This window comes from Arthrobacter sp. D1-17, from assembly GCF_054130535.1.
On sequence record NZ_CP096382.1, the window covers coordinates 937,468 to 951,605 of the forward strand.

14 protein-coding genes are annotated in these 14,138 nt (G+C 63.8%); 10 read left to right on the plus strand and 4 right to left on the minus strand.

The annotated features are described in order from the left end of the window. Positions 1 to 227 precede the first annotated feature (227 nt). From M1E01_RS04405 to M1E01_RS04415, 3 genes are all read left to right on the plus strand, one after another. Positions 228 to 407: a helix-turn-helix transcriptional regulator gene (locus M1E01_RS04405; protein ID WP_457973893.1), complete on the plus strand. Its 180-nt coding sequence runs from the start codon at positions 228 to 230 to the stop codon at positions 405 to 407. Next, on the plus strand, positions 400 to 1,605 hold the full coding sequence (locus M1E01_RS04410; protein WP_457973894.1) for a type II toxin-antitoxin system HipA family toxin: 1,206 nt from the start codon (positions 400 to 402) through the stop codon (positions 1,603 to 1,605). Before M1E01_RS04405 ends, M1E01_RS04410 begins: the two co-directional genes overlap by 8 nt. A 62-nt stretch (positions 1,606 to 1,667) precedes the next feature. Further along, positions 1,668 to 2,948 carry a glycosyltransferase gene (locus tag M1E01_RS04415; protein ID WP_457973895.1) on the plus strand — a complete coding sequence of 427 codons (1,281 nt, stop codon included), beginning with the start codon at positions 1,668 to 1,670 and terminating at the stop codon, positions 2,946 to 2,948. Between the two features lies 1 nt (position 2,949). Here the strand turns inward: M1E01_RS04415 and M1E01_RS04420 are convergent, their stop codons facing one another. Next, positions 2,950 to 3,321: a DUF202 domain-containing protein gene (locus M1E01_RS04420; protein ID WP_457973896.1), complete on the minus strand. Its 372-nt coding sequence runs from the start codon at positions 3,319 to 3,321 to the stop codon at positions 2,950 to 2,952. A gap of 4 nt (positions 3,322 to 3,325) precedes the next feature. Continuing rightward, complete coding sequence (locus M1E01_RS04425; RefSeq protein WP_457973897.1) at positions 3,326 to 3,721, minus strand: YidH family protein; 396 nt, start codon at positions 3,719 to 3,721, stop codon at positions 3,326 to 3,328. A 938-nt stretch (positions 3,722 to 4,659) separates the two neighbouring features. Here M1E01_RS04425 and M1E01_RS04430 point away from each other — a divergent pair. From M1E01_RS04430 to M1E01_RS04460, 7 genes are all read left to right on the plus strand, one after another. Beyond that, entirely contained in the window at positions 4,660 to 5,982 is a 1,323-nt protein-coding gene (locus tag M1E01_RS04430) for a sensor domain-containing phosphodiesterase (RefSeq protein ID WP_457973898.1), read from the plus strand. Between the two features lie 461 nt (positions 5,983 to 6,443). Then, on the plus strand, positions 6,444 to 7,490 hold the full coding sequence (paaA, locus tag M1E01_RS04435; protein ID WP_457973899.1) for a 1,2-phenylacetyl-CoA epoxidase subunit PaaA: 1,047 nt from the start codon (positions 6,444 to 6,446) through the stop codon (positions 7,488 to 7,490). Between the two features lie 140 nt (positions 7,491 to 7,630). Then, the gene (gene paaB / locus M1E01_RS04440) at positions 7,631 to 8,017 is read left to right on the plus strand and encodes a 1,2-phenylacetyl-CoA epoxidase subunit PaaB (protein WP_457974860.1); all 387 of its coding nucleotides are present in this window, start codon (positions 7,631 to 7,633) and stop codon (positions 8,015 to 8,017) included. Positions 8,018 to 8,028: 11 nt separating this feature from the next. Beyond that, the gene (gene paaC, locus M1E01_RS04445) at positions 8,029 to 8,970 is read left to right on the plus strand and encodes a 1,2-phenylacetyl-CoA epoxidase subunit PaaC (protein ID WP_457974861.1); all 942 of its coding nucleotides are present in this window, start codon (positions 8,029 to 8,031) and stop codon (positions 8,968 to 8,970) included. Positions 8,971 to 8,978: 8 nt separating this feature from the next. Beyond that, positions 8,979 to 9,530: a 1,2-phenylacetyl-CoA epoxidase subunit PaaD gene (gene paaD, locus M1E01_RS04450; protein ID WP_457973900.1), complete on the plus strand. Its 552-nt coding sequence runs from the start codon at positions 8,979 to 8,981 to the stop codon at positions 9,528 to 9,530. A gap of 10 nt (positions 9,531 to 9,540) precedes the next feature. Further along, positions 9,541 to 10,767 carry a 1,2-phenylacetyl-CoA epoxidase subunit PaaE gene (gene paaE / locus M1E01_RS04455; RefSeq protein WP_457973901.1) on the plus strand — a complete coding sequence of 409 codons (1,227 nt, stop codon included), beginning with the start codon at positions 9,541 to 9,543 and terminating at the stop codon, positions 10,765 to 10,767. Between the two features lie 47 nt (positions 10,768 to 10,814). Next, complete coding sequence (locus M1E01_RS04460) at positions 10,815 to 11,594, plus strand: enoyl-CoA hydratase/isomerase family protein (RefSeq protein WP_457973902.1); 780 nt, start codon at positions 10,815 to 10,817, stop codon at positions 11,592 to 11,594. Positions 11,595 to 11,718: 124 nt separating this feature from the next. On the opposite strand, the gene M1E01_RS04465 is transcribed toward M1E01_RS04460, so the two are convergent. Further along, complete coding sequence (locus M1E01_RS04465; RefSeq protein WP_457973903.1) at positions 11,719 to 12,033, minus strand: LPXTG cell wall anchor domain-containing protein; 315 nt, start codon at positions 12,031 to 12,033, stop codon at positions 11,719 to 11,721. A 426-nt stretch (positions 12,034 to 12,459) separates the two neighbouring features. Beyond that, positions 12,460 to 14,106, minus strand: coding sequence for a DUF4012 domain-containing protein (locus M1E01_RS04470; RefSeq protein WP_457973904.1), 1,647 nt, complete (start codon positions 14,104 to 14,106; stop codon positions 12,460 to 12,462). Positions 14,107 to 14,138 lie beyond the last annotated feature (32 nt).

Below are 14,138 nucleotides of genomic sequence, written 5' to 3' on the forward strand. Positions count from 1 at the left end.
CTGGAACCTTCGTCCCAGGAACTCCCAGACAGAAGCAGCAGCATATTTCTGATCGGAGCACAGGAAGACGGGAAGGATGCGCGATAAAGAGAATTCGGCAAAATCTTGCAGGTTCACTGTAGAACGGGCAGTGTAGGAAGCGGCAACCGCAAAATCAGTAACATATTTCAGAAACAGGGCGGGATAAGATTCAGGACGGGCCGTTGGACGATATCAAAAGCATTGGGGTGAGCATCCGACGTGCCCGCAAAGCCGCCGGCATCACGCAGGAGACACTGGCGGACCTGATCGCCACCTCCACCCGGACCGTCCATGCCATCGAGACGGGGACAGGTAATCCCTCGCTACAGACGGTCGCCGCAGCCGCCAACGCCGTCGGACTGCATCTCAGGGCGACCGATGACTGAGGAACTGCAGCGCCTGAAGTTTGTGCGCAGCGCGGACGTCTACAAAGCTGGTGTGCTGGCCGGGCATCTGGACCGCACGGACCGCGGCAGCGTGGCCTTCTCCTACGCGCCCAACTATCTGGCTTCCGGAGCCGGCCCGGTCGCCACCACTCTGCCGCTTTCACAGGAACCTGTTGAGGCTCCGAGCGGCGCGTTGCCGGCCTTTTTCAGTGGCCTCCTGCCCGAAGGCCACCGCCTGACCGTGCTCAAAAATGCTGTCAAGACCAGCTTGGCCGACGAACTGAGCCTGCTGCTGGCCATCGGAGCCGATGTTCCCGGCGATGTTCAGGTGGTGCCCGCGGGGGAGCCGCCCGTGGAGCCGCAACCCCTGGCCGATACTTCCAGGCCTGAGGAGCTTGACTTCGCTGCCCTTGCCGACGCTGTGGACCTGCACGGGCTGCCGGGCGTGCAGAACAAGGCCAGCGCCTCGATGCTGACCACCCCGCTTGCGGTGGCTGGCCGCCGGTACCTGCTCAAGCTGGACCCGCCGCTCCACCCGCACCTGGTGGTGAACGAGGCTGCGCACCTGACGGCGGCAAAGGGGCTGAGAATCCCCGTGGCGGCCCACCGCGTTGTCACCGACCGGAACGGGCTGCCCGGGCTGCTCGTCGAACGCTTTGACCGGCTCCAGGAATGCGCGGCTGGCAAGAATGTGCCGCTGCGGCTGCCGCTGGAGGATGCCGCGCAGGTCCTTAACCTGCCGCCGGCGTCCAAGTATGCCGTCAGCTCCGAGGAGGCGGTGCTCGCGCTGGCCGGGCTGTGCAAGGCCAAACCGGTCGCCGTCCGGAATCTCTATCTGCAGTTTGTTTTCGCCTGGCTTACCGGCAACGGTGATCTGCACGCGAAGAATATTGCAGTCCTGGCCAGCCGGCATGGCGGCTGGGCGGTGGCGCCCGTCTACGACATCCCCTGCACCTTGCCCTACGGTGATGACACCATGGCTCTCACCGTCGCCGGCAAGGTCAAGGGGCTCAAAGCAAAGCACTGGCAGGAATTCGCCGCTGCCATCGGGCTTCCTCCCAAGGCGGCGGCGGCCGCGAACATACTCGCCCTTAGGACGGCCATGTCCATCGACCTGGGGGACCTACCGTTCACCGGCTCACCCCTGAAGGGAGCACTGCGCGAGTTGCGGTTCCGGCGGGCAGAGATGACGCCCTGACGGCTGCCCTGATAGAAGCCCGCGCCCTATTTCCAAATCCCCGGAGGGCATAAGCTCCACCCATGGCTTCAGTCATCGTGTGCAGCGCTCCCCATGACGGTCACGTTTCACCGATGCTGGGAGTGGCGCGGCGGCTAATCGCCCGCGGGCACCGGGTCCGCTTCCTGACCGGACCAAAGTACGCAGACGCCGTCCGGTCCGCCGGGGCCGAGTTCCTGCCGCTCGGGCCAGGGGCGGACGAGCCGCCGAAGTCCACTGACGCCACCGGCTTGCAGGCAATCCGCGACGGCGTCCGGCTGCTGGTCATCAACCCTGCCCGGGGCCAGTACGAGCCGCTGATGGCGGCGGTCAAGGCTGAGCCGACGGACGCCGTGCTGGCCGAGATCAGCTTCATGGCGGCATCCATCCTTTCCCGGCAGCCCCGGGAGAACCGGCCGCCGGTGGTCGCCTGTGGAATCCTGCCGCTGACCCTCTCCAGCCGGGACTGCGCACCCTTCGGGTTGGGGCTGAACCCGGGCAAGGGGCCGATGTCGCGGCTGCGCAACAGGGCTTTGAACTGGTTCGTGGCCAACGTGGCCCTCAAGGACACGCAGCGGCAGGTGAACGAGAAGATGCGCGAGCTCGGGGGAGTGGAACCCGACGGTTCATTCTTCCTGGACTGGGCGCGCACGGCTGATCTCTTCGCCCAGTTCACCGTGGAGGAGTTCGAGTATCCGCGCTCGGACGCGCCGGACAACCTGCGCTTTTTCGGGCCGATGGCCCGGCACGGAGTCTTGGGAGGCGCGAAGCCGGACTGGTGGGGCGACCTGGACGGCGCGCGGCCGGTCGTCTACGTGACGCAGGGAACCGTCTCGAATGAGGACTTCACGGCCCTGGTAGGCCCGACGCTCGAAGGGCTTTCCGGGGAGGACGTCACCGTGGTGGTCAATACCGGCCGCCGCCCTCTGGCTGCGCTTCCCCCGCTCCCGGCCAATGCCCGCGCCGCGGAATTCCTCCCGGATGCGGAGCTCCTGCCGAAGGTCGCCGTTTACATCACGAACGGCGGTTACGGCGGCCTCCATTACGCGATGGAAAACGGCGTGCCGATCGTGGTTGCCGGGGACACCGAGGACAAGCCGGAGGGTGCAGCCCGGGTGGCATGGGCCGGTGCGGGCATCAACCTCAAGACGGGCCGGCCGAAGCCGGAGGCCATCCGGGATGCGGTGCGGAAAGTATTGAGCGACGGCCGCTACCGGACGGCGAGCCAGCAGATCGGGGCGGCGATTGCCGCTTCCCCAGGTGTGGACGGGCTCATCGATGAGCTGGAAGAGATGCTGCGGGAGGACCCGCTGACCTCGCGATAGGTTACACCAGCACCAGCCACACGCCCAGCGCCCCCAGGACAACACACGTGCCCGCCGTCCAGAAGACCGCTGCAATGTCCGGCGCCAGCTGTTCCGCCTTGATTCCGGCAGCACTGCGCCGGTAGCGGCGCCGCTGCGTGAAGTAGATGGCGCTTCCCGCGGTGACGGTGAGGCCGAACAGCGTCAGGACGAACAGGCCCTGCTCGGGAAGCCACCTCAGGCAAATGGCACTGGCGGCGATCAGCGTCATCACCGTTCTGCCCCACGCGAGTGCGGTGCGCTCCGGCTGCAGCCCGGGATCGCCATGGAGGGCAGCTACGCCTGGCAGGGGAGTGTCATCCGGAAGAGGGGCGGAGCCCGCCTTTTCGTCCACTTTGTCAGGCCAGGACGACGACGGCGATCACCGCGGCGGCCACGACGGCGCAGCCGGCGGCGAGCAAGGGGGCGATCAGCGGCAGCGGCAGCGGCTGCTTAGTGCGCAGGCTGCCTTCCACCCGCAGCCAGCGCACGGCTGAGCCGGCGCTGAGCAGCATGCCCAGCAACAGGAGCACGACTGCCAGGCCGCGGCGGACGGGTTCAGGGAACACGTCGGAGGTGAAGGCCTCCACCGCAATGCCGCCGGCGAGGAGTGCCAGGGAAGTGCGGATCCACGCCAGGAACGTCCGCTCGTTGGCAAGGGTGAACCGCGGGTCCGGCTCGGTGCCGCCGGGCAGCAGCTTTTCGGCAATGCGGCTTCGGCGGGGCGTGGGGTCATCGGGAGAGGCTGTGGGCACGGTGACAGTCTAGCTACCGCAATTGATTGGCATCCCAGAGCGGCGAACTACTGTGCAGAGAAACGCAGACTGCGCCCGTCGTGCTTGCCGGCCTTCATCACTCCACATGACCTTCCGAGCGCTGACGTGAATGGTGTGCCCTTGTCGTCTCTTTTCGACCAGGCTCGGAACCTTAGAGAAGCCTGCGTAAACCTCGGGAAGTTCTTGAGGTTGTTTCGCGAGAATCGTGACGAGCCGTGCAGCAGAGTTGCGGCCATTCAGGGGGGATGCAGTGGGCGACGATCAGAGCTTGCCGGTACTGGACAGCACCGCACTCAGGGCCTTGGAAGATGAAGCTGGTCAGGGCGTGTCGCGGAGGTTCGTCGAAGAGTACCTGCTCATGCTGCCCGCCCGCGCGGCCCGGGTTCTCAAAGGCTTAGCCGGGGAGGACCCAGAGCCGGCCACTCGAGCTCTAATGAGCCTGAGAGTCACCTCGGCAATGGTTGGTGCCCTGCGCCTGGAATGGTTTTGCGCTGATCTGGAACGGGCACTCGAAGGCGGACAAAGCCCAGGCGCGGTCTCCGTGAAGACGGCGCTGTTTGCCAATATTCGGCTCGTTGTCCATGCAGCAGCCCTGCAAGACTACTTTCCCGCCCATCCCAACACTCGGGCTCAGCTAAGCGGCCGGCCCGGCGGCATGAGGGACGCGGGTGCTAGAGCCTAAGGTGAGCCAAACCGGCGAAGGCTTCTGCATCTGTTGCAAGGGATAGCACCAAGGTGCCGCTGGGACTTCCTGTCACGCTAAAGTCCGGCTGCTCCCGGCCATGCAAGCCCGCAATGGCTGAACCGGACCACAGGGGGGATACAGAATTCCCTTCAAAGAACATTAGTTTGCGTAGGAGATTAAGGTGCCGGATTCATGCAAGAGGTGTCTGTCCTTTGTGGGCAGTCATTTGCTGATGAGTGTCTTAGCCGTTCAGGTGGCATTCGCCGTGGTGATCCTGACCTTGTTGGGGTCAGGACATCTCGTCCCGCTGCATTCTCCTGAACTGCGGGGACTTCTGGGTTCCGCCGCCGGATTCCTAACCCTTGTGGCGTTTCACGCTGCCTGGCGCGACAGGAAGGCCCGGCTTGGCGATCGGTCCAGGGTCCGCCGATTGAGGCATCTTATCGACGGGGTGTTGCACCCCCGCCAGGAATGGTGGTGGGCTACCGACGACCTCGGAACGTTCACATTCTCCAGCAGTACGTCTCTAGATCTCTTTGGGTATGCTCCCTCTGAACTTGAAGGGCAGCCGGCCAGCATGGTGATGGATCTGGACGATCTGGCCAAGGCGCGCCACTCCGTCGCCGCTGCTCTGGCATCTGATGGTTCACGCTGGGATGGGGTCATAGTCAGGTGCCGGCACCGCGACGGGACCCTCGTGTGGATGGAGGTATCCGGTCATGCCCGCCCCGCCGTTCACGGGATAAGCAACGGGTTCGAAGGTGCCTGTCGGCCGCTGCGTCCGCAGACTGCCAGGGTTTTGGCCGTTAAGCGCAGCAGGGAGAGGATCGAGGAGCTGCTGCGGGAAAGGACGCTCCTTACGGCGTTCCAACCCATTCACGAACTTGCTACCGGGGCGGTCGTCGGAGTGGAGGCCTTGGCTCGATTCCCCGACAACGACGGCAGCCCGAAGCGCTGGTTCTCCGAGGCTGCGACCGTTGGTTTGACGGCTGAGCTTGAGTTCGCAGCCCTTGAATCAGCACTCACGGCCGCCACCGGGCTGCCGTCCCGCCTGTATGTGGCACTTAATATCTCACCGGAAACCTGCTTGGACCCACGCCTGCCTGAGTTTCTGGCCACATCGCCTATCGCTCCGGACCGGCTGGTGCTTGAACTGACCGAAAACCTGGCCGTCGCCACATACGCCCCACTTGTCGACGCCCTGGCCCCCCTCCGCAGCCGCGGCCTGAGGATTGCAGTGGATGATGCAGGTGCCGGTTTCGCCTCCATGCGCCATGTCCTCCATCTACAGCCCGACATCATCAAACTCGACCGGAGCCTCATCGCCGGAATCGACCACGCTCCCGGCCAGCGCGCCCTCGGCGCAGCCATGGTGGAATTCGCCCAACAGATCGGGGCGCAGCTCGTTGCTGAAGGCATTGAGAGCGAAGATGAGCTGAATGAAGTGACAAAACTAAGGATGTACGCCGGTCAAGGCTACCTTCTGGAACGACCCACGGCGGACCCCCGGAAGTGGGCAACCTGGGAAGCTGGGCAAGGACAAATTGCGGCCTGATGCGCGTCCCTGAAGCAGAAAGTAGCCGCAACCCGCCGCTTCAGAGCCCCGGTTCTGAACAAGCACCTCCCCGAGCCCCGGTGGCCGCCCTGCTCAAGGAACTACTAACGTCGGCCAGCTGTCACTTGACATAAACGTGTCACCTCGGGGGTGGGCCTTGTGGATCAAGAGGGCCAGACAGTCCGCGTGACCAGTCGGTGGTCCTTTTTACTGCTGAATTTCTTATCTTGCACTTGCTATTCATAATCCGTGCACAAGGGGCGGGCCGATGCTTGCGCTCTTGCATGATCGTCACCGTGGCCCCTAGCAGGATTTGGTTGACCTTCCCGCGCACTGAATCCGCCAAGCGCTGCTCATCTCGCGTGCCAGTCGTGCTTGACGGCTTTCGCCGCTTCCGCATATCCTGAACGAACGGTCGGTAAATAATTTCCGAGTACGGACGTGAATGCATAGGAGCAACCATGGCAGCGCAGAATCTGCAGTCAGTGCCTGACCAGCCGGCAGTCCCGGGAAGGAACGAAGCTGACGAACAGGCGCGGCAGCAGGCCCAGCTGGAGGCCGAAGGCCAGGCATACTTCGACAAGGTCATGGCCGAGGACTCCCGCATCGAGCCGCGTGACTGGATGCCTGCCGCTTACCGTAAGACGCTGCTGCGCCAGATCTCGCAGCACGCGCACTCGGAAATCATCGGCATGCAGCCGGAAGCCAACTGGATCTCCCGCGCCCCTAGCCTGAAGCGCAAGGCCATCCTGATGGCCAAGGTCCAGGACGAGGCCGGCCACGGTCTCTACCTCTACTCCGCCGCCGAGACGCTGGGCCAGTCCCGCGACAGGATGATGGACGACCTCATCGCCGGCAAGGCCCGCTACTCCTCAATCTTCAACTACCCCGCCCTGACCTGGGCGGACATGGGGGCGATCGGCTGGCTCGTGGACGGTGCCGCCATCTGCAACCAGGTGCCGCTGTGCCGCGCGTCCTACGGGCCGTACGGCCGGGCCATGGTCCGCATCTGCAAGGAAGAGTCCTTCCACCAGCGCCAGGGCTTCGAGATCCTGCTGGAACTCTCCAACGGTACCCCGGAGCAGAAGCAGATGGCCCAGGACGCCGTGAACCGCTGGTACGCCCCGGCCCTGATGATGTTCGGCCCGCCGGACGATGACTCACCCAACTCCAAGCAGTCCATGGCATGGAACATCAAGCGCTTCAGCAATGACGAGCTGCGCAGCCGCTTCGTCGGCATGATGGTGGAGCAGGTCAGGGTCCTGGGCCTGACCCTTCCGGACAGCGAAGTCCGCTTCAACGAAGAGACCAAGAAGTGGGAGCACGGCCCGCTGGACTGGGAAGAATTCAAGGAAGTCCTCGCCGGCCGCGGCCCCTGCAACGCGCAGCGGCTGGAACGCCGCCGGGAAGCGCACGACGACGGCGCCTGGGTCCGTGAGGCAGCGGCTGCTTACGCAGCAAAACAGCTAGCCAAGCAGGTTAACAAGCAGAAGGAATACGCAGCATGAGCCCCCACGGCAATCCGGAAGTACCGGCCAGCTCCGCCGGAGCAGTAGAAAGCTCAGCTGCCCAGGTTCCGGCAGGTCCGGAAACCACAAAACTTACCAGTGAGCCTGCCGACACCAAGAGCTCAAACGGCAGTGAGGAAATCTCCGTCCTGACGAGCTCGGCTGCAGAGGTTCCGGTGTCGACAAGTTCCGCCAGCGGTTACCCGGTTACGGGAGGCTCAACCAGTGAGGCAGCCTCGCTGCACCGCAGCGTCTGGCCGCTGTGGGAGGTTTTTGTCCGGTCCAGCCGTGGTCTCTCCCACGTCCACGCCGGCAGCCTGCATGCACCTGACGCCGCCATGGCCCTGCGCAACGCCCGCGACCTCTACACGCGCCGTAACGAGGGCGTGTCCATCTGGGTGGTCCCGGCCGACGCCATTGCCGCCAGCGACCCCGACGCCAAGGGCTCCTTCTTCGAGTCCCCGCAGGGCAAGGACTACCGCCACGCCACCTACTACACCAAGAGCGAAGGAGTGAAGCACCTGTGAGTTCTGAAAGCGTGACCACTCCCGAAACCCACGCGGATACCCACACGGAAGGGCATGGCGGCCACGGCGAGATCTCCGTCGGCGTCGCCGGCAGCGGCGACTCCTCCGCCAGCGCCACCCGTATCACGCCCGGCAACGCGCTCCGCCCCGAGGACATCGCCCTCGAGGTCCGCACCGGCCTGGCCAAGCCCACCGAGGACGTGGCCGAGTACGCGCTGCGCCTGGGCGACGACGCCCTGATCCTCGCCCAGCGCTTGGGCCACTGGATCTCCCGCGCCCCCGAGCTGGAGGAGGACGTGGCCCTGGGCAACATTGCCCTCGACCAGCTGGGCCACGCACGCTCCTTCCTTAGCTACGCCGGGGGAGCCCTGTCGAACGAAAACGGCACGGACAAGAGCGAGGACGACCTCGCCTACTTCCGGCGGGAGCACGAGTTCCGCTCCGCGCACCTGTTCGAGCAGCCCAACGGCGACTTCGCCGTCACCATCGCCCGCCAGTTCGTGGTGAGCTACTACCAGTTCGAGCTGTACCGCCGGCTGACGCAGTCCGCCGACGCCACCATCGCCGCGATCTGCGCCAAGGCTGTGAAGGAAGTGGACTACCACCGCGATCACAGCGCGCAGTGGATACTGCGCCTGGGGCAGGGCACCGAGGAGTCCCGCCGCCGCATGATCCACGGCCTGCGGCTGATCTGGCCGTACGTGCAGGAGCTGTTCGTGGACGATGAGCTAACACACCGCCTGACTGAAGCCGGTGCCGCCGTCGAACCTTCCAGCCTGCGCGCGGACTTCGACCGCCTCACCGGCGAGGTCCTCGCCGAAGCGGAGCTCGAGGTTCCCGAGGTGCCGGCTGCGCCGGGCGGCGGCCGCCAAGGCCGGCACTCCGAACACCTGGGCTACATCCTCGCCGAGATGCAGGTACTGGCCCGCGAGCATCCCGGAGCAAGCTGGTGACAGCGGCCATGTACGTATCGGATTTCGAGACCAAGACCGGGGCCACTAGGGAACAAGAGGCCCGGCAGAAGGCCTGGGACATCGCGGCCACGGTCTGTGACCCGGAGATCCCCGTGCTCACCATCGAGGACCTCGGCATCCTGCGCGAAGTAAGGCTGTTTGACGACGGCGGGCCGGTGCCCGCTGTCCAGGTCACCATCACGCCGACGTACTCGGGCTGCCCCGCGATGGACGCCATCCGCGACGACCTCAAGGCCGCCTTCCACAAGGAGGGCTACCCGAGCGTGCACGTGGAGCTGGTGCTCTCGCCGGCGTGGACCACGGACTGGATGACGGAGTCCGGCAAGGCCAAGCTGCGGGAGTACGGCATCGCCCCGCCGAGCGGCAGGGCCGCAGCAGGGGGACACTCCGGACCCGTCCGGCTGAGCCTGGCCGTGAAGTGCCCGCAGTGCTCGTCGCTGAACACCAAGGAACTCACCCGCTTCGGTTCCACCTCCTGCAAGGCGCTGTACGTGTGCCAGGACTGCAAGGAACCGTTCGACTACTTCAAAGTCCTGTAAGGAAACTCCCATGCCTGTTGTCCGCCAGACTGCCGCCGAAACGGCGGAGGCCACCGGCCGCCGTCGTCCGTCCTTCCACACCCTCACCGTCAAGGAGGTGCGTCGGCTCACGGAGGACGCCATCGAGGTGACGTTCCATGTGCCGGCCGAGCTGGCCGGGCACTTCGACTACCTGCCGGGCCAGTACGTGGCGCTGCGCACCACACTGCCGGATGAGACCGGCGAGCCGAAGGAGATCCGCCGCAGCTACTCGATCTGTGCGGAGCCGCGCAGCTTCGCGGACGGCAGCAGCGAGATCCGGGTGGCCATCAAGAAGGACCTGGGCGGGCTGTTCTCCACATGGGCGAACGCCGAGCTGAAGGCAGGGGACACCCTGGAGGTCATGAGCCCGATGGGCGCATTCGTGTCCAAGCACGGCCGGGACGGGCTGGCTGTGGAGCAAAACGTGATGAACTCCATGAATCATCCCGAGGAGTTGGCCGGGCAGCCGGGCAACTTCGTCGCGATCGCGGCGGGCTCGGGCATCACCCCGGTGATTGCGATCGCCCGCACACTGTTGGCGGCGAACACGGAGACACGGTTCGATCTGATCTATGCCAACAAGGCCGCCATGGACGTGATGTTCCTAGAGGAGCTCGCGGACCTGAAGGACAAGTACCCGCAGCGGCTGGCGCTGCACCACGTGCTGTCCCGTGAGCAGCGGATCGCGCCGCTGCTGAGCGGCAGGATCGACGCCGAGAAGCTGCAGAAGCTGCTGGGCACCGCCATCCATGCTGAGGATGTGGACGAGTGGTTCCTGTGCGGGCCGTTCGAGCTGGTGCAGCTGTGCCGGGACACCCTGGCCGAGCGCGGCGTGAAGCCCGAGCACATCCGCTTTGAGCTGTTCACCTCCGGCAAGCCGGACCGGCCCGAGGGCAACGCCGGCCGTCCCGTGGTGGAGGACGAGTCCAAGGAGACGTACAAGATTACGTTCAAGCTGGACGGCCTGCAGGGCGACGTCACCAGCCCCACGCACGCGCGCGAGTCCATCCTCAACGCGGCGCTGCGGGTCCGCCCGGACGTGCCGTTCGCGTGCGCCGGGGGAGTGTGCGGCACCTGCCGCGCCAAGGTGGTCACCGGCACCGTGACCATGGACGAAAACTACGCGCTGGAGCAGGATGAACTGGACAAGGGCTACGTGCTGACCTGCCAGTCGCACCCCACCAGCAAGGAAGTCACGGTCGACTTCGACGTCTAACGCTGGCCCAGCTGGTTGAACCTGCCGTATCCCGAAAGAAGGAACCAATGATCTCCCTTACCATCGCCGCCGGCGTCGCCGAGGTCGTGCTGAACGCCCCGCACAAGCTGAACTCGCTGGACGAGGAGGCGCTGGCGGATTTGTCCCAGGCGTACGACGACGCTGCTGCCGCCGCCTCGCGCGGTGAGGTGCGGGCGCTGTTGCTTCGGGGAGAGGGCCGCGCCTTCTGCGCGGGCCGGGACATCGCGGGCGTGACCCCGGAGAGCGACGACGCCGAGGCGTACCTGGGCGGGCTGGTGCAGCCGCTGCTGCAGAAGATGGCTGCCTTCCCGGCGCCGACGTTCGCCGCCGCTCAGGGAGCGTGCCTGGGCGTGGGGCTGGGGTTGCTGCTTGCCACGGACGTGGTGTACGTGGCGGAGAACGCGAAGTTTGGATCGCCGTTCGCCAAGCTGGGCGCGACCCTGGATTCGGGCGGGCACTGGTACTTCACGGAGCGGCTGGGCATGCACCGGACGCTGGACCTGATTTACACGGCCGACCTGATCTCGGGGGCGGAAGCCGTGGCGCAGGGAATGTTCAGCCGGGCGATGCCGGCGGATGGGCTGCTGGATTCGACGCGTGCCATTGTCTCCCGCGTTGCGACTGGGGCGACGGGCGCGTTCAAGGCGAGCAAGGAGCTGGTGGCGCACATCCGCGATCAGCGCCTGGGCCTGTGGGCATCCATGCAGGAGGAAAACGCCGAGCAGGCGAGGCTCTGCAAGAGCGATGATTACGCGGAGGGTTTCAGGGCGTTCCAGGAGAAGCGCGAGCCGCAATTCAAGGGCTGATTACGCCTGTCGAAATCCGAAATCCGATGATTGAGCCTGCAGAAACCTTAAGCAAGTTTCCGGGCTAAAAGGGAAGGGGCCCGGAATCCGTGGATTCCGGGCCCTTTCCTGCTAAGACTGTGGTCTAGGCAGATGCCGCGTTACGACGACGGGAAATGATGACGCCTCCAGCTCCAAGCCCAAGAGCAGCGATGCCTGCAGCGCCCCAGAGAAGAAGGCTTGCGTCAGCACCGGTGTTAGCAAGTGGCTGGCCTCCGGTGCTGGCGAGGTCCGTAGCGGCAGCGGCTTCACCAACGACCGTAACGGTCGTACTGACGACGACGCCTGAAGTCTGGCCAGTAGCCGTGAGAGTGTATACGCCGGGCTCGCTGATGCTCATGGGGAAAGCAAACGCACCGTTGCTGTCGGCCGTTGCGGTGAACGTCTGTTCAGCAGCCATGGGAATCCTGCCTGGAACTGAACGGCTTGGACCGCCGGCGATGCTTGCGCCTGTCGACGCGGGACGAGCGCCTGGCGTTACTCTAATGATGAGCGTTTCCCCGGCACGGAATCCCCGACCTGAGAAGACAAAGGTTTCCCCGGGTCCTACGACGCCATCAGAGACTGCTGCCTGGGGAGGCGGAGCTGGGTAGTTGCCAGCGACAGCCGGAATTGCACCAACCAGTGCGATCGAGCCTGCGAGCGCGATTGTAGCGAGCGATTTTTTCATTATTTTGTCCCCCCGGAGACCTGAAGATTCAGTTACACGAAAGCCGAGCTAAGTTTCCGGCACAAGACCCAGTGCAGAAACCTACAGTCTTTCCCAAGACGACAGTATCATCACAGCAGCGACCTGTAAAAGTAAGTCCGACCTTGTTACTTTCCCTTAGCGGGCCACACACTCTACGACTTTAGGGGCTCGTATGACATCTTCGACAGGCTGAACTGTAGGCGTGACATGCAAGACGGGGTCCCCCTGATGAACGATCCCTCCGAAATTGAATTCAACTGTGCTTTTCTGACCAGGTTTCAGCTGCAGAGTCAGCGTCGCCACTGGCCGTTCTCTGTCGGTCTGCGCTGCAAACGAAGCCTTTATGCCGTCCTTGAACGTTTTATCAATGGCGCTCTGGGGGGGACCATAAACTACTACATTGGTTTGCACGGCACCAGAAGGGACTCCGAAACGTCCTCCCCCCGTCACCGATTCGGGAAGGGTAACCGCGGCATTCATGGGAGCGGTGTTTAGGAGAGTGACGCGAACTTTGATTCGCTTGGAGTCCCCGCCTGTGCACTCCTCGACGAGTTGAACTGTCCGCTTGACGTAAAAATCCATCTTGGCGCCCGTGCCGTCATTGAAATACACGCCAAAGGTGGCTCCCGTCACAGTCGCCGCGGAAACGGAGCCCCCTGTCGGGGTGCGCGCAAGGACGTCTTGCTCATCGGGATGATCACTCCAAATGAGCAGACGGTCTTCTTCTGCGCTCTTCGCCAGAGCGTTGAGCAGTGCGGCACCTGAAGCTTTGCCCGAAGTAATGCTGTCGAACACTAGCCGCGACACGGTTGCGTAATAGGCATCTTGGAGTTCGTTGTCGTCGATTCGAGCGTACGAATCTGACAACAGTGTTTTGACAACATTTTCCGCCGAAAGGTGATCGGGAAGCACCGTGGCATTGGTGGAGTTGCCCTCGCTGGTCATATCTAGTGGGCCTGACACTCTGAGAATGTGGGACAACACGACGGGGTCTATGGCGACAACACCGTCGATTCTAGTTCCGTATCGCTTCTCCCACATAGCTTTGGCAGTTTTAGCAGCGGTTGGGAAATCGGGCGTCAGGTTCACATCACTTATGTAGGTGCCTAGTCGTTTCGTAAATATGGCAGTTTGATCTGAATCGACGGCGATAGGCGGATCGAATTTGCCCATTGACGCTCCGCTAGCTTGGGCAGTGAGCTTGATGGTGCCGCCTTCTGCCCGAAGCACAGCAAGGGCTCCAGGAAGGCCTCCGGTGGCCCGGATCTCGGCATTGTTCTGCACTAGCACGAGATAGTTTCTGGCTTCCGTTGCCCCCAACATTGTCGGCACGATCTTGGAGGCATTAGCTGCGAGAGTCAATGACCCTAGCAACTCTTCAACGTCGCGAGTCGCTTCGTTTAGTGGCTCGACAACTTGAGGTAGGAGCCCAGAGCGGTCGACGTCCCTCAATCTGGAATGAGTGACTTCCAACTTGTTAGCTGCAGATACCAAGGCAGGTGAAGCTGACTCGAGCGGGCCAATATTGAACCGACCATTTTCAGGCTTCAAGGTATCCCAATCGAGGGAGCGCGACACGTTGACCAACGGCCGCACCGCACCTTGGGTTACGTCATGGGCTGAAATTGCGACCTCGCTAATAGCCCCAAAATTAGACCCGATTCCGGGGAGAATCGCAGCGAGTTTCCAGATCGGGTCTTGGGCCGCGGTGCGTGCTAAGGCCGTATGCGCTGAAAGTTCTTCGACTGTGCCACGGGCTTCAACATCGGTTCCGGCTAGCACTTGCGCTCTCAACTCAGGGATGAGTTGGCTAG